At 65.0% G+C, this 15,886-nt stretch carries 12 protein-coding genes; 5 read left to right on the top strand and 7 right to left on the bottom strand.

Annotated features, from left to right (window positions below; genetic code table 11):
• The first annotated feature begins 109 nt into the window (after positions 1-109).
• Positions 110-1,384: an SAM-dependent methyltransferase gene (locus B5D38_RS19490; RefSeq protein WP_078710132.1), complete on the top strand. Its 1,275-nt coding sequence runs from the start codon at positions 110-112 to the stop codon at positions 1,382-1,384.
• 540 nt (positions 1,385-1,924) lie between these two features.
• Positions 1,925-3,376, top strand: coding sequence for a PRC-barrel domain-containing protein (locus tag B5D38_RS19485; RefSeq protein ID WP_131829975.1), 1,452 nt, complete (start codon positions 1,925-1,927; stop codon positions 3,374-3,376).
• A gap of 127 nt (positions 3,377-3,503) precedes the next feature.
• Here the strand turns inward: B5D38_RS19485 and B5D38_RS19480 are convergent, their stop codons facing one another.
• The 6 genes from B5D38_RS19480 to B5D38_RS19455 all read right to left on the bottom strand — a co-directional run bounded on the left by B5D38_RS19480 (position 3,504) and on the right by B5D38_RS19455 (position 10,500).
• On the bottom strand, positions 3,504-5,270 hold the full coding sequence (locus tag B5D38_RS19480; RefSeq protein ID WP_078710130.1) for a sodium:solute symporter family protein: 1,767 nt from the start codon (positions 5,268-5,270) through the stop codon (positions 3,504-3,506).
• Positions 5,271-5,280: 10 nt separating this feature from the next.
• The gene (locus B5D38_RS19475; RefSeq protein WP_078710129.1) at positions 5,281-5,592 is read right to left on the bottom strand and encodes a DUF4212 domain-containing protein; all 312 of its coding nucleotides are present in this window, start codon (positions 5,590-5,592) and stop codon (positions 5,281-5,283) included.
• 274 nt (positions 5,593-5,866) lie between these two features.
• A complete protein-coding gene (gene acs / locus B5D38_RS19470; RefSeq protein WP_078710128.1) occupies positions 5,867-7,813 on the bottom strand; it encodes an acetate--CoA ligase in 1,947 nt (648 codons plus the stop codon).
• 264 nt (positions 7,814-8,077) lie between these two features.
• Positions 8,078-8,695 carry a DUF1349 domain-containing protein gene (locus B5D38_RS19465; protein ID WP_078710127.1) on the bottom strand — a complete coding sequence of 206 codons (618 nt, stop codon included), beginning with the start codon at positions 8,693-8,695 and terminating at the stop codon, positions 8,078-8,080.
• Between the two features lie 28 nt (positions 8,696-8,723).
• Complete coding sequence (locus tag B5D38_RS19460) at positions 8,724-9,776, bottom strand: AI-2E family transporter (protein ID WP_165690916.1); 1,053 nt, start codon at positions 9,774-9,776, stop codon at positions 8,724-8,726.
• A gap of 46 nt (positions 9,777-9,822) precedes the next feature.
• A complete protein-coding gene (locus B5D38_RS19455) occupies positions 9,823-10,500 on the bottom strand; it encodes a YggS family pyridoxal phosphate-dependent enzyme (RefSeq protein ID WP_078710125.1) in 678 nt (225 codons plus the stop codon).
• A gap of 148 nt (positions 10,501-10,648) precedes the next feature.
• Between B5D38_RS19455 and leuS the strand changes: the two genes are divergently transcribed.
• Genes leuS through holA form a run of 3 tightly spaced genes read left to right on the top strand, consistent with a single transcriptional unit; the run spans position 10,649 to position 14,894 of the window.
• Positions 10,649-13,264, top strand: coding sequence for a leucine--tRNA ligase (leuS, locus tag B5D38_RS19450; protein WP_078710124.1), 2,616 nt, complete (start codon positions 10,649-10,651; stop codon positions 13,262-13,264).
• Positions 13,251-13,808: a hypothetical protein gene (locus B5D38_RS19445; RefSeq protein ID WP_078710123.1), complete on the top strand. Its 558-nt coding sequence runs from the start codon at positions 13,251-13,253 to the stop codon at positions 13,806-13,808. The genes leuS and B5D38_RS19445 overlap by 14 nt, the downstream gene beginning before the upstream one ends.
• A 39-nt stretch (positions 13,809-13,847) precedes the next feature.
• Entirely contained in the window at positions 13,848-14,894 is a 1,047-nt protein-coding gene (gene holA / locus B5D38_RS19440; RefSeq protein WP_078710122.1) for a DNA polymerase III subunit delta, read from the top strand.
• A 12-nt stretch (positions 14,895-14,906) separates the two neighbouring features.
• On the opposite strand, the gene B5D38_RS19435 is transcribed toward holA, so the two are convergent.
• On the bottom strand, positions 14,907-15,875 hold the full coding sequence (locus tag B5D38_RS19435) for a ParB/RepB/Spo0J family partition protein (protein WP_078710121.1): 969 nt from the start codon (positions 15,873-15,875) through the stop codon (positions 14,907-14,909).
• Positions 15,876-15,886: the final 11 nt, after the last annotated feature.

The raw sequence follows: 15,886 nt of genomic DNA, 5'->3' as shown, positions 1-15,886 counted from the left end.
CCCTGATCGTCGCGGTTGCCCGCTCTAGATGACGTGCCGGGCGAAACATGCTTGGTCACGCAGGGCTCGATTGCTCGCTGGGGGCGTCTTTGATGAAGCGAATGTCGACATGAAGGCCGAGGACCGGCTGGCGAAGGTCAGCGAGGATTTCGTCGCGGCGATCGATCCGGGCTTCGGCGTCGTCCTCTGGAACGGAAGCCGACTCGGCGCAAAAGCCGGCCCTGCCCTCGTCATCGACGATCCCGCGGCGCTCGCCTGGCTGTTGCTGCGCCCCAGCGTCGAGCGCGCCGTCTCACTGTGGATGACGAAGGCTCTGCGGATCGAGGGCGGAAGCCTGTTCGATATCGCCGCCTTGCGACCCAGGATGAAGACCCGCGCGATCCTGAAGGGGATCGACAAGCGCTCGATCCTAGCCCTCATGCCGTCGCTGATCCGCCTTTCTTCGCAATATCGGTCAAGGCCATCCGCAACGATCGCGGGCGCGGAGGCCAGCGGCTCCACGGCCGAGGCTATCCGCCATCACTACGACGTCTCGAATGCCTTCTACGAACTCTTCCTCGACGAGCGCCTCGTCTATTCCTGCGCCTATTTCGACGGCTGGCACGACGATTTGGACAAGGCCCAGTTCGACAAGCTGGAGATGATCTGCCGCAAGTTGCGGCTGAAGCCGGGCGAGCGCCTGCTCGACATCGGCTGCGGCTGGGGGGCGCTTCTCATCCACGCCGCATCGCGCCACGGCATTGTGGGCCACGGCGTCACTCTCAGCCAGGCGCAATTCGACCTCGCTTCGGAGCGGGTCCGCGCCGCCGGGCTGCAGGACCGGATCACGCTGGAGCTGAAGCCGTTTCAGGCCTTGTCGGGCCCCTTCGACAAGATCGCCTCCATCGGCATGTTCGAGCATGTCGGCTTTGCCCACCACGACGAATACTTCGCCAAGGTTCACGGCCTCCTGGCCCCGGGCGGCCTCTATCTGCACCACGCCATCGCCCGCCCCGCCAAGAAAACGGCCCGCGCCTTCCGAAAGAAGTCGGCCGAATATGCGGCGCTGGTGAAGCTGATCTTTCCCGGCGGAGAACTGGATTTCATCGGCCATTCGCTGGAGCGGCTGGAGGCCCACCGCTTCGAGGTCCACGATGTGGAGAACTGGCGCGAGCACTACGGGCGCACCTGCCGCCTCTGGGCCGACCGCCTCGATGCGCGCTACGAGGAAGCGGCGAGGCTGGTGGGTGAGCAGAAGCTGCGGCTCTGGCTGCTCTACCTCACGGGCTGCGCCCTCGCCTTCGAGCGTGGCACCGTGATGATCTATCAGACGGTGGCCTCGAGGCGGTTCAAAGGCCCCTCGCCCCTACCACCGACGCGCCGCGACCTCTACGAGGCCGGCTGAGCGGCCATCCCCCATCCGTCAAAACGAAAGGCCGCCCCCAATGGGAGCGGCCCCGTGAATTCGCATATGCCGGCGGTCGCGAGACCTATACCGGGCTCTTATGTCCTATACGAAACGCGGAGGCTGCTCCGTCGAACCGCTGAGACATTCCGACCCAACCGGCATCTGGAAATCACTCGACATTGGATCACCTCCTTCCATTACGTTGAACACAAAGCCAATATGAATCTTCATTCGCCTCGGCGCAAGAGGTTCATCGTTGTCGCCATCAGGACTTTTGCGCTCTCGCGATCAAAAGATAGCCGGTTAAAGGTAAACTCTGGATTTTGATGAAGATCATCATCGTCGTCTGAAAGATGAAGTTGTGTAGCTGCAAAAGCTTTCGCCCCTAACAACTGATCACGATTTTTTTCGGAACGAAATAGACGAGTCTTGTCTTGCTCAGTGTGAGAAGGCGCACAGCAGGATCGGGAAGACGATCTTTCCTGATCATTTTCTGTGCATGCCTATATTTCAGACACGCGACCAAGGAAGATGATCATGAAGACTCTTTACCTCGCCGCGCTTTTCGCGGGAACCGCGCTTGCGCCCGCTTACGCTCAGACTTCCAACACCCCGGCTCCCGATTTGGCGGACGGAACAAGCTGTCACCAGCTCGTGGCCTACGTTCGGGACAACGGTGCCGAAGCCGCAGGTATCACCATGCGCCGGGCGGAAGCTCTGCTGGGGGACCAGAACGAGCAGGCCTGTTCGCAGCGTCTCGAGGCGGCGCGCGCCGATGCATCCGACGCCAACGCGCGGACGGCTGCAAACAACCGCGCCGGAAATCGCGCCGGCCGTGATGATGCCGACGCCCAGGCCGACATGGAGGCGAACGTCGAGGTCGCCGTGCCCGAACCGGACGTGCAGGTCGATCAGGCCGCGCCGCAGGTGCGCGTCGAGCAGCGCCGGCCCCAGGTCAACCTGGACACCGGCCGCCCCTTGGTGACGGTCAACCAGGCCCAGCCGCAGGTGCGGGTGAACATGCCACAGCCGACGATCACCATCGACATGCCGCGTCCGCAGATCGTCGTCGAGATGCCCAATCCTGATGTCGATGTCGAAAACCCGCAGCCGCGCGTCACCGTCAGGCAGCCCCAGCCCGACGTGAGCGTCGAGCAGGGCCAGCCGCAAATCCGCCTGGGAGACGAGCAGACGGTCGATCAGGACAGCCAGCAGGGTCAGCCGAGCGTTGATGTCCAGCGCAGCCAGGCTTCGGTCCAGGTCCAGCGGGCGCAGCAGGCGCAGGTCGACGTCAACCAGCGCGATCCGCAGGTGCGCTACAACACGGCGAAGCCGAACATTCAGGTTGTTCAGGACGGGGAGCCGAACGTCCAGTTCAACCAGTCGGGCGAGGCCCGGGTTCAGATCCGGCAGATGGACGAGAACACCGCCCGCCGGATGCAGACGGATCAGCGACGGAACCAGCAGAACAGCCGCGATCAGCAGGTCCGGCAGACTGACCAGAGCGATCAGGCCCAGCAGAACCGCCAGGCCCAGCAGAACGATCAGGTCCGGCGCAACGATACGTCCGGGCAGCGCACGGCTTCGGCCACGTCCCAGACCAACAGGAACGGGACACGCGCCGGAAACCGCGCCGCATCCCAGGATAATCTCGACAGGGCCGTGAACGCCGCGTCGAATCGCGAGGTGATGGTGACGGTGGCCGATCTCGAGGACTACGATGTCGTCGGTCAGAACGCGAATGACCTCGGCGACGTCGAGAGCGTCGTGAACATCAATGGCCGAGCCTATGTCGTGGTGGCATCGGGCGGCTTCCTCGGCCTCGGCGAAACTCAGGCGGCGATCCCGCTGTCCTCGCTGGTGATCCGCAACAACCAGCTCATGGCGCCGAACGTCAGCGAAAGCCAGGTCGATGCGCTCCAGGATTTCCCGGAGGATGCCTATCCGGCCCTGCCGGAGGACCACCCCTTGACCATCGGCCGCATGTGAGCTGCTGAACGCGGCACATCCTCAGCCGCCTGAATCGCAAGGGGGGCCGGCGTCATACGCCGGCCCCCTCTGTCTTTTTCTATTGTCCCGTCTCCCTCCACCGCCGGCGGAAACGAGAAGCAGATGGCTATTCTCGCAGGGCCGCGCCGGCGCCGCGTGGCGTACGGATCGACTCGATCAGCGCCTGGATTTCCAGCGGCGGCGGCGCAGTGGCCAGCGAGACCGCATAGGCGACGGCGAAGTTGATCACCGCCCCGACCGCGCCGATGGACACCGGCGAGATGCCGAACAACCAGTTGTCCGGCGTGTCGGGCAGGCTGTTGGTGCCGGAGATGAAGAACCAACCCTTGTAGATGAAGATATAGACGACGGTGAACACCAGCCCGACGACCATTCCCGAGATCGCCCCAACGCTGTTCACGCGCTTGGAGAAGATGCCCATCATCAGGGTCGGGAAGATGGTCGCCGCTGCAAGGCCGAAGGCGAGCGCCACCGTCTGGGCGGCAAATCCCGGCGGGTTCAGGCCGAGATAGGTCGCTATCGCGATGGCGACCGCCATGGCGATGCGCGCCGCCAGAAGCTCGTGATGCTCCTCGATGTAGGGGTTGATCGCCCCTTTGAGGAGATCATGGCTGATGGCCGAGGAGATGGCGAGAAGCAGGCCCGCCGCGGTGGAAAGCGCCGCCGCGATGCCGCCCGCCGCCACGAGCGCGACCACCCATTGGGGGAGCCGGGCGATCTCGGGATTGGCCAGCACCAGGATGTCCTGGTTGACCGACAATTCCGAGCCGTTCCAGCCGCGCGCGGCGGCACCCGCCGCGTAGTCCTTGTTGGCGTCGTTGTAGTATTGGATCTTGCCGTCGCCGTTCTTGTCGTCGAACTTCAGAAGCCCGGTCAGCTCCCACTTCTGCATCCATTCGGGCCGCGACTGGTAGTCGATCGGCTCGGACTGAGTGCCGCTCGGGAACAGCGTCTGGATAAGGTTGAGACGCGCCATCGCGCCCACGGCGGGAGCGGTGAGGTAGAGCAGGGCGATGAACACCAGCGCCCAGCCGGCCGAATAGCGAGCGTCTTTGACGCGAGGCACGGTGAAGAAGCGGATGATGACGTGCGGCAGACCGGCGGTGCCGATCATCAGCGACAGGGTGAAGAGCACCATGTTGAGGGTGTCGGTGTGGTGCCCGGTGTAGCTGGAGAAGCCGAGATCGCGCACCACCTGGTCGAGCTTGACCAGAAGGGGCGTGCCGTCCTGCGTGTCGCCGAAGAGGCCGAAGGCCGGAATCGGATTGTCGGTGAGCTGGAGCGCGATGAAGATCGCCGGAACGGTATAGGCGAAGATCAGCACCACATACTGCGCCACCTGGGTGTAGGTGATGCCCTTCATGCCGCCGAAGACGGCGTAGAAGAAGACGATCGCCGCGCCGATGATGAGGCCGGTGGTGTTGTCGACCTCCAGGAAGCGCGAGAAGGCGACGCCGACGCCCGTCATCTGGCCGATGACGTAGGTCGTGGAGATGATGATCAGGCAGACCACCGCGACGAGGCGCGCGGCCGGCGAATAGAACCGGTCGCCGATGAAGGCTGGCACGGTGAAGTGGCCGTATTTTCGCAGGTACGGCGCCAAAAGCATGGCCAGGAGAACGAAGCCACCCGTCCAGCCCATGAGATAGGTCGAGTTGTCATAGCCGACGAAGGCGATGAGGCCGGCCATCGAGATGAAGGAGGCGGCCGACATCCAGTCGGCGCCCGTCGCCATGCCGTTGACCACCGGATGGACACCGCCGCCGGCGGTGTAGAACTCCGAGGTCGAGCCCGCCCGGGTCCACAGCGCGATGATCAGATAGATCGCGAAAGAGCCTGTGATGAACAGGAAGTTGAAAGCATACTGACTCATGCCGCTCCCCTCACAGCTCGTCGAATTCGTAGAGATGATCGAGCCTGTTCATGCGCCAGGCATAGACGAAGATCTCGATGATGAAGGTGATGATCGAGCCCTGCTGGGCAAACCAGAAGCCGAGGTCGGTTCCCCCCACCTGAATGCCGCTGAGGAGCGGACGCAGGATGATGCCGCAGCCGATGGACACGAGGGCCCAGATGACGAGAAGCACGGCCACCAGTTGCATGTTGGCGCGCCAATATTTCTTGGCCCGTTCCTCATTCGTCGAATCGACGGCAACCGGAGCACCGCGCGCGGCGGTGTCGTTTTGAACAACCATACGCTGAAATGTCCTCCCTACTAAGACAATGCCACCCGCGGCGTTCTCTCCTCCCGCCACGAGTGACAGCTTATGTCATACAATGATTTTTTCGTTGGGTTAAGCAGAAGTTTTACGATTTTCTAAGTGGACGATAGCGACCCAATATTTTCGATCAATACCGAATCTATAGCGCGCCGGTCAGACTTCGTTTTGCTTACGAAGAAGGCAGATACGACAGGACGGCCGGCGCGGGGATGCGCCGGCCGTCCTGGTAAGACAGTCAGTCGGAAAGTCAGACGCGACGGTTCTGACGGTGCTCCACCAGATCCTCTACAACCGTGGGGTCGGCGAGGGTCGAGGTGTCGCCCAGGGCACCGAAATCGTCCTCGGCGATCTTCCTGAGGATTCGGCGCATGATCTTGCCGGATCGCGTCTTGGGCAGGCCGGGCGCGAACTGGATTTTGTCGGGCGAGGCGATGGGGCCGATCTCCTCGCGCACATGGGCGATGAGCGACTTCTTGAGCTCGTCCGTAGGCTCTTCGCCATCGAGGAGCGTCACATAGCAGTAGATGCCCTGGCCCTTGAGGTCGTGCGGATAGCCGACCACTGCCGCCTCGGCCACCGCCGGATGGGACACCAGCGCCGACTCCACCTCGGCCGTGCCCATGCGATGGCCGGAGACATTGATGACGTCGTCGACGCGGCCGGTGATCCAGTAGTAGCCGTCCTCGTCGCGGCGGCATCCGTCGCCGGTGAAGTACTTGCCCTTATAGGTGGAGAAGTAGGTCTGCACGAAGCGCTCGTGATCGCCATAGACGGTGCGCATCTGGCCCGGCCACGAATCGACGATGCACAGATTACCGCTGGTCGCGCCCTCCAGCACGGTGCCCTCGCTGTCCACCAGCTGCGGCTGGACGCCGAAGAAGGGCAGGGTAGCCGAGCCAGGCTTCAGGTCCGTGACGCCAGGAAGCGGCGTGATCAGCGTTCCGCCGGTCTCGGTCTGCCAATAGGTGTCGACGATGGGGCAGCGTTCGTCGCCGACGACGCGATAGTACCAAAGCCAGGCTTCCGGGTTGATCGGCTCGCCGACGGTGCCGAGCTGGCGCAGGCTCTCGCGCGAGGTGCTGGTCACGAAGCTGTCGCCCGCCCCCATCAGGGCGCGGATCGCCGTCGGCGCCATGTAGATGATGTTGACCTTGTGCTTGTCGACCACCTGCCAGAGGCGCGAGGCATCGGGATAGTTGGGGATGCCCTCAAACATCACCGTCGTCGCGCCGTTGGCGAGCGGCCCGTAGAGGATGTAGGTGTGGCCCGTGACCCAGCCGATGTCGGCGGCGCACCAGTAGATCTCGCCTGGACGATAATCGAAGATGTAGTGATGGGTGATGGACGCCCACACGAGGTAGCCGCCCGAGGTGTGGAGCACGCCCTTCGGCTTGCCGGTCGAGCCTGACGTGTAGAGAATGAAGAGCGGGTCCTCAGCGCCCATCTCCTCCGGCGCACAGGTTGCCTCGACGGTTTCCCGCGCCTCGTGCCACCAAAGATCGCGGCCTTCGGCGAAGCCGACGTCGCCGCCCGTGCGGCGGATCATGAGGACGGTCTCGACCTTCTGCCCGGCCTTGCCGGCGATCTCGATGGCCTTGTCGGCGTTCTTCTTCAACGGCACCTTGCGGCCGCCGCGCAGGCCCTCGTCGGCCGTGATGAGAACGGAGGAACGCGCATCCTCGATGCGGTTGGCAAGCGAATCGGGAGAGAAGCCGCCGAAGACGACGGAATGGATGGCGCCGATGCGCGCGCAGGCGAGCATGGCGAAGGCCGACTCCGGAATCATCGGCATGTAGATGGTGACGCGGTCGCCGCGCTTGACCCCACGCGACTTGAGTACGTTCGCCATGCGGCAGACGTTCTCATGAAGCTCGCGGTAGGTGATCTTGCGGCTTTCGGCAGGGTTGTCGCCTTCCCATAGGATGGCGACGGCGTCGCCCCGCTCCTCGAGATGGCGATCGATGCAGTTGGCCGAGACGTTGAGCGTCCCGTCCTCGAACCACTTGATCGAGACATCGGGCGCGAAGGACGTGTTCTTCACCTTGGTGAAGGGCTTCATCCAGTCGATGCGCTTGCCATGCTCGGCCCAGAAGCCGTCGGGGTCCTCGACGCTGCGCCGGTACCATGCCTGATACTCTTCCGCGGTGATGAGCGCGCGCTGACGCCATTCCTCCTTGACCGCGATCTTTTCCATCTCAGCTTTCCTCCCGTCAGATGTCGGCCGCGGCGATCCCCCCGCGGAAAGTTCCGATGGCGCTCCGTCCGCCGCGCCCTGCCCGCGCGGCCAGCATACCGGCACCACAATTCTAGATAGACGATACGGCCAGGAATGCCACTTCACGTGCCGATTTCCCGACCGAACCGTCGCGTCAATGCGCCACATTGACGAACCAAATTCCTAGGGCCTGCGGCACGGATCGGCAAGCTCGGCATCGGGTGCCGACACCCCTCCGGGCGCCTATGCCGTCACGCCCCCTTCGCCCGCCGGGTCGTGCAACGGATCGGCGGCCGGCGGAGTGAGTACGAAGGAGAGGAAGCGCACCTTGAGGCCCGCGCGCTGTGGCGAGCAGGCCATCGGCCCGACCCTCAGCGCGCCGTCGGTCGAAAAATCGGCGAGACGCAGGAACCGCCATTGTCCCGGCGCCGCCAGAAAATGAACCAAAACCGCATCCCGGACGCGCGTCAGGCGGATCGACTGCGGACCGGCGACGGCCGGCACGCGCACCGCCGACCAGTCCGAGCGCCCGCCGCGCGTGACGACGACGCTGAAATGGGCGGCCCCGTCGGTCAGCTCGATCCCCGCCTTCACCCAAGTCTCGTCGTCGCGGCGGAGCATCAGCCCCGCCTGGTCGTAGAGCACCGAATAGTCCGCTTCGAAAGTCACGGTGGCGCAAAAGTCGTCCGTGACAGAGGCGCCGAGAAAATGCCCGTCGCGATGGTCGAAGCCGTAATAGGTGCCGCGCCAGAAGTCGGTGCGCTCGCCGGTCTCAAGCACCAGACCGGCGGGAGTCCTCTGCCAGAACGGCGGCTCGTTCAGCCACTCGGCCTCTTCCAGCCCATGAAGATCGATGGTCATCGCGGTCTCTCCGTCACCCTGCCTCAGCCTATCGGTCCTTTTCCGGCAAAGCCGGGCCGCCCAGTCCGTCCTGGATATAGAGCTCCTCGACCAGAACCTTGATCACCGCCAGCACAGGCACGGCGAGCGCCACGCCGACCGTGCCGAAGAGCAGGCCGAAGACGAGCTGGGAGCCGAGGGTCAAGGCCGGCGGCAGCGCCGTCATCCAGCGCTGGGCCACCGGCTGCGCCACGTTGCTTTCGACGCCCTGGATCAAAAGATAGACGCCGAGGCCGTAGAGCGCCATCTGCGGGCTTTCGGCGAGGCCGACGAGGACGATGGGGATGCCGGCGATGAACGGCCCAAGGGTCGGGATGAACGCCAGAAGGCCGGCCTGAAGCGCCAGGAGAAAGGCGCTCGGCATTCCGATCAGCCACAGGCCGATCCAGCCGACGAGGAAGATCACCGTCATGGAAAGCCCCTGGCCGCCGAGCCAGAGGATCAGCTCCTGGGCCGCCCTGTGCAGCGTCTCCGCGATCCGTGGACGTTTGCTCTTGGGAAACAGGCTGACGATCCCCCGGGCGTAGAGCCCGGGCTGCCACGACACGAAGATGGCGATGAAGACGACGACGAAGAGATTGCCCAGCCCGCCGAGAATGGAGAACACCGCCTGCGAGGCGGAGGAGAAGATGCCGGCCGGATTGGGTAGCAGTGAGGCGAGATCGGCCGACTGGCCTTCAGAACCCAGATTGATCCCCATGTCGCGCAGCGCGCCGGAGATCGTCTGAAGCTGCTCCTCCATCAGGCGCACGAGGCTCTGCATTTGCTGGACGAGGGTGATACCACCCCAGGCCATGGCGGCGGCGAGACCGCCGACCACGACGAGATAGACCAGCACCAGTCCCGCCCGCCGAGGAAGACCCAGCTTGCGCGGCAATCGCGCGAGACCCGAAAATGCGGTTCCGAGAAGCAGGCCGCCGAAGATCAGGAAGAATCCCGACGCCGCCTTCCAGAAGATCATCGTCGCCAGCACCATCGCAAGGATGATGCCGGCGATGAGGAATGTCAGCCGCGCGAATTTCGCCTGTTCGTCGGAAGTCAAGAAAGAGCCCCTTTGTGGCGGGATTGAAGACCGTGGTTCGGCGCCGTCATCCATGACCGTAATCGCGAGCGCCGAAGATGGCCGAGCCGACGCGCACGCTGGTCGCCCCGAAGGCGACCGCCGTCTCGAAGTCGCCCGACATGCCCATCGAGAGCCTTTCGATGCCAGCTTCTTCGGCAATCTTGGCAAGCAATGCGAAATGGGGGCCTGGATTTTCGCCGACCGGCGGAATGCACATCAGGCCCTCGACCTTGATGCCATGCACCGTGCGGCAGCGCTCGACAAAGGCCACGGCGTCGAGCGGCGGAATGCCGGCCTTCTGCTCCTCCTCGCCGGTGTTGACCTGGACATAGAGGCGCGGCGCGCGCCCCTGCTTGTCCATCTCGGCCGCGAGGGCGTGGGCGATCTTGTCGCGGTCGACCGTCTCGATGACGTCGAACAGAGCCACCGCTTCCGCCGCCTTGTTGGATTGGAGCGGTCCGATCAGGCGCAGCTCTATGTCGCTGAAGCGCTCCCTCAGCGTCGGCCACTTGGCCGCCGCTTCCTGGACCCGGTTCTCGCCGAACACGCGCTGCCCGGCCTCGATGACCGGCGTGATCGCCTCGATGCCGTGGGTTTTCGACACGGCGACGAGGGACACGGCGCCCGATGGCCTCTCCGCCGCGCGCTCCGCTTCGGCGATCCTCGCCTTGACCTCGGCGAGCCCGGCCACGACATTCGACATTCCTCATCTCCTTCGTCCCGCTCCCCCACGACCTTTCGTGCTTGCGGGGCCATGATTTGGTTGACGCTCAACGTCTTCCCGTGTTGAACACGATGCACCCCTGGACGTGGCGCTTCGGGCGCGCCGGTTTTTCGAAAGACCGCCGAGAATGGCAACCGAACGATACAATCCTCGCGCCAGCGAGCCGCGCTGGCAGGCAGCCTGGGCCGATGCCAAGCTGTTCGAGACCAAGACTGACGCTCCCGGCGAGAAGTACTACGTCCTGGAGATGTTTCCATACCCCTCCGGGCGCATTCACATGGGCCATGTGCGCAACTACACCATGGGGGATGTGGTTGCGCGCTATCGTCGTGCCCGTGGAATGAACGTGCTGCACCCCATGGGATGGGACGCGTTCGGCATGCCCGCGGAGAACGCGGCGATGCAGAACAAGGTCCACCCGCGCGACTGGACTTACCAGAACATCGCCACCATGCGCGGGCAGCTGAAGTCCATGGGGCTGTCGCTCGACTGGAGCCGCGAGTTCGCCACCTGCGACGTGGACTATTACCACCGTCAGCAGATGCTCTTCCTCGACCTTCTCGATAAGGGGCTGGCCTATCGCCGCAAGTCCAAGGTCAACTGGGACCCGGTGGACCAGACCGTGCTGGCCAACGAGCAGGTGATCGACGGTCGCGGCTGGCGCTCCGGCGCGCTGGTCGAGAGCCGCGAGCTCACCCAGTGGTTTTTCAAGATCACCGCCTATGCCGACGACCTTCTGGCCGGGCTCGACGCGCTGCCGCAATGGCCCGAAAAGGTTCGGCTGATGCAGCGGAACTGGATCGGCCGATCGGAAGGGCTTCTCCTGCGCTGGGCGCTGACGGAAGAGACGGCGCCCGAGGGCGTCAAGGATCTCACCGTCTTCACCACCCGGCCCGACACGCTTTTCGGCGCCTCGTTCCTGGCGGTCGCGGCGGATCATCCGCTGGCTGAGGCCGCGGCCCGCGACAAGCCCGAACTCACCGCCTTCATCGAGGAGTGCCGGCGCACCGGAACCGCGACGGCGGACATCGAAACCGCCGAGAAGCGCGGCATGGAAACCGGCATCTTCGCCGTCCATCCGCTCGATCCCACGTGGCGTCTGCCCGTCTATGTCGCGAATTTCGTGCTCATGGAATACGGCACCGGCGCCATCTTCGGCTGCCCGGCTCACGATCAGCGCGACCTCGACTTCGCCCGCGCCTACGGCCTGCCGGTGACTCCGGTCGTGCTGCCCGAGGGCGCCGAGGCGGAATCCTTCTCCATCGGCACCGAGGCCTATGTCGGCGACGGTACGATGATCAACTCGCGCGAGTTCGACGGGCGTTCGCCGTCCGAGACCTTTGACGCGGTGGCCGACCGGCTTGAGAGCACCGATCTCTTCGGCGCGCCCCAGGCCAAGCGGCAGGTCAACTATCGTCTGCGCGACTGGGGCATCTCGCGCCAGCGCTATTGGGGCTGCCCGATCCCGGTTCTCCACTGCGAGACGTGCGGCGTCGTGCCGGAGGCGCGGGAGAATCTGCCGGTCAAGCTGCCGGACGACGTGGCGTTCGACAAGCCGGGCAATCCGCTGGATCGCCATCCCACCTGGCGCAACGCCAAGTGTCCGAAATGCGGTGGCCCGGCCCTGCGCGAAACCGACACCATGGACACGTTCGTCGATTCGTCCTGGTACTTCATCCGCTTCACCGCGCCCCACGCCGAGACGCCGACCAAGCCCGATGTCGCCAACGCCTGGATGCCGGTGGAGCAGTATATCGGCGGCATCGAGCACGCCATTCTGCATCTGCTCTATTCGCGCTTCTTCACCCGCGCCATGCGCGACTGCGGCCATCTGGCGGCGAGCGAACCCTTCCAGGGCCTGTTCACGCAAGGCATGGTGGTCCACGAGACCTACCGCGACGGGCGCGAATGGGTGGCGCCCGCGGATGTGGCGATCACCGAGGTCGAGGGCGAACGCCGCGCCAAGCGCCTTTCCACGGGCTCGGACATCGCCATCGGCTCCATCGAGAAGATGTCGAAGTCGAAGAAGAATGTCGTCGATCCCGACGACATCATCGCGTCGTATGGGGCCGATACGGCCCGCTGGTTCATGCTCTCCGACTCTCCGCCGGATCGCGACGTGATCTGGACCGAGGCTGGCGTCGAGGGCGCGCACCGCTTCGTTCAGCGCCTTTGGCGCCTGGTTTCAGAGGCTGCTCCCGTCATCGCCAATGCTCACGGCAATGGTGTAGACGATGAGGTGGCCACGTCTATCCGTCGCGTTGCGCACCGTACGGCGCAAGGTGTTGCCGATGATATCGAGCGGCTAGCCTTTAACAAGGCGGTGGCTAGACTGTACGAGATGGTCAATGCCCTCAGCGCGTCTCTCAATGGCTTGAACGCCGATGCGCCTGCCTCCATCAAGGCGGCGGGTCGCGAGGCGTTGTCGATGCTGGTGCGTCTCGTCGCGCCTATGATGCCGCATCTGGCCGAGGAGTGCTGGCAGGCGCTCGGCGAAGAGGGGCTGGCGGCGGCGGCTTCGTGGCCGTCAGTCGATCCGGCCCTTTTGTCCGACGACACCCTGACGCTTCCTGTCCAGATCAACGGCAAGAAGCGCGGCGATGTGGTCGTCGCCAAGGACGCCAGCAAAGCCGAGGTCGAAACGGCGACGCTGGAGCTGGATTTCGTGAAGACGGCGCTCGCCGGCCAGCCGCCGAAGCGCCTCGTCGTGGTGCCTGGAAGGATCGTCAATGTCGTGGTCTGAGACCTCGCGCGCCGGCCGCCTCGCTTTTGTCGCGGCGGCCTTCCTCGCTCTTTCCGGCTGCACGGCCGGGCCGCTTTACGGCGATCGGCAGGCTGACCTCCTGGAGCCGGGAAAGGCAACGCCGGCCTCTGTTCGCGGCCACGTTACGGTTGCTCCGGTCAACAGCCGCGCCGAGCAGATCGTGCGCAACCGCCTCATCTTTCTTCTGAACGGCGGCGGAAAGCCGCTGGAGCCTCTCTACGAGGTTCGTCTGACGGCCGCCGGCTCCGAGGGGGGAGTGTCGATCGAAAGCAACGGCGGTGTTCCCACAGCCAGCGTCTACACCCTTTCCACCTCCTACCAGCTCGTGCGGCTTTCCGACGCCTCGGTCATCGATACCGGGTCGCGCACCATCTCTATTCCCTATGACATTCCGAGCGCTGGCGGGCGCTCCCAGCGCTTTGCCGCTCAGCGGGGGGCGATCGACGCGCGCGAGCAGGCGGGCGAGCAGGCCGCCGCGCAAGTGGAGCTCGCGGTGATGTCGGCAATTCGCCGCAAGGGCTGATCGCGGCGGCAAAGGCCTGAAGGCCGGGAGCAGGAACGCTTGGCGGAAAAGCGCGCGGGAGACGTGGAGGCATTTGTCGCGCGACCGGATTTCACGGCGCCGATTCTCCTGCTTTATGGTCCGGACGCCGGCCTCGTCTCCGAGCGCGCCGGACGCCTCGCCGCCGCCTCCGGGATCGATGAATCCGATCCCTTTGCGACGGTGATTCTTGCCGCCGACGAGCTGGAAAAGAATATCGGCCGGCTCTTCGATGAGGCGAGGACGGTTTCCATGTTCGGCGGCCGGCGCCTCGTCCGGGTGCGCGGCACCGGCGGAAAGGCGCTTGCCGAAGCCGTCGCCGATCTGGCGTCCGATCCCCCTTCCGATACGATTGTGATCGTAGAGGCCGGAGAGCTCCGCAAGTCCTCGCCGCTACGCGCGGCAGCGGAGCGCGGGCGGGGCGCCATGGCGCTTCCCTGCTATCAGGACGAGGCGCGCGCTCTCGACCGTATGATCGATGAGGAGCTGCGCGCGGCAGCGCTCAAAATGACCGAACCGGCTCGCGATCTGCTGCGGTCGCGGCTCGGCGCGGACCGTCGCGCTTCGCGCTCGGAGGTGCAGAAGCTCTGCCTCTATGCCTATGGCAGCGGCGAGATAACGGATGAGGATGTCAGGACGGTCGTCGGCGACGTCTCCGCGGAAACCGTCGACGAGATCATCGACGCGGCAGCGAGCGGGGAAGTGCGCAAGCTGCCGGCGCTTATCGACCGCGCCCTTTCCTCCGGCACTCCCGGTTTCCTGCTCCTTCAGGGGTTGCTGCGCCATTTCCACGGGCTCCAGGTCATGCGCCAGGCCGTGGAGAGGGCAGGGGAACCCGTGAGTCGCGTGGTGGAGCGCAAGCGCCCTCACTTTCGTCGCCGCCCCGCGCTCGAGACTGCGCTTGGCACCTGGACACTGAGCGCCATCGGCGAGGCGCTCATTCAGATCGAAGCCGCAGTGCTCGCCACCCGCAGGTCAGCGAGCATCAGCGACGCCCTGGTGCGCCAAACGGTCCTGGAGCTTGGCGTTCAGGCGGCGCGGGCGCGCACCCGGTCTGACCGCAACTGATCAGCGGCGCTCTCAGGCGTCCTGCCGATAGGCCTGAAGCAGGCGGCAAATTTCGTCGAGCTCATCGAGCGAACGATAGGCGATGCGGATATCGCCACCCTCGCCGTCGATAGAGATTGCGACCTCCATGCCCAGCGTCTCGCCGAGCAGGCGCTCGAGAGCTGCCGTGTCCGCATCCTTCTCGGGCGTCGGCGACGCCGCAGGGGGAGGGGCAGCGCGAACGGCGCCGTCCACGTCCTTGGCCCGTCGCCGGCTCTTTGCGGGCGCGGGGGCTTCCTCGCCTCCGCCGGATTGGTTGCGAGCCGCGCGCTCGGCCTCGCGCACGCTGAGACCGTCAGTCACGATCATGCGGGCGAAGGCGGCCGGGTCCTCCATCGATACTGCCGTGCGCGCATGCCCAGCCGAAAGTTCGCCGCGGCTGATCATGTCCTGCACGTCATCGGGAAGCTTCAGAAGACGCAGCGTGTTGGCGACGTGGCTGCGGCTCTTACCGAGCACTTCGGCCAGATCCGCCTGCGTATAGCCATGCTCGTTGACGAGCATCTGGTAGCCGCGCGCCTCCTCGATCGCGTTGAGGTCCGCGCGCTGAACGTTCTCGACGATGGCGATTTCCAGCGACTGGCGGTCGGTGAATTGCCGCACCAGCACCGGCACTTCCGTCAGACCCGCCAGCCGGGCGGCACGATACCGCCTTTCACCGGCAACGATCTCGTAGCGGTCCGCCTGTCCGTCGGCGGGACGGACGAGGATCGGCTGGACGATGCCGTGGCTTTTCACCGAAGCGGCGAGATCGGCGAGATCGGCCGGATCGAACGTACGGCGCGGGTTGCGCGGGTTGGGATGGATCGAGTTCAGCGGAACAATGCGATCAGGGCCGCCCGCGGGAGCGGCGGCGGCCTCGAAGCGCGGCGCCGCGCCTGACGGTCCAATCAGGGCCGCCAGCCCGCGTCCCAGCCTCTGCCGCGACTTGTCTTCGTTCATCCCTGGCTCCC

This window comes from Consotaella salsifontis (assembly GCF_900167365.1).
GTDB classification, from domain to species: domain Bacteria; phylum Pseudomonadota; class Alphaproteobacteria; order Rhizobiales; family Rhizobiaceae; genus Consotaella; species Consotaella salsifontis.
Note: the sequence above shows the minus strand (reverse complement) of the source record. Positions and strands in the feature narration are given on the sequence as shown.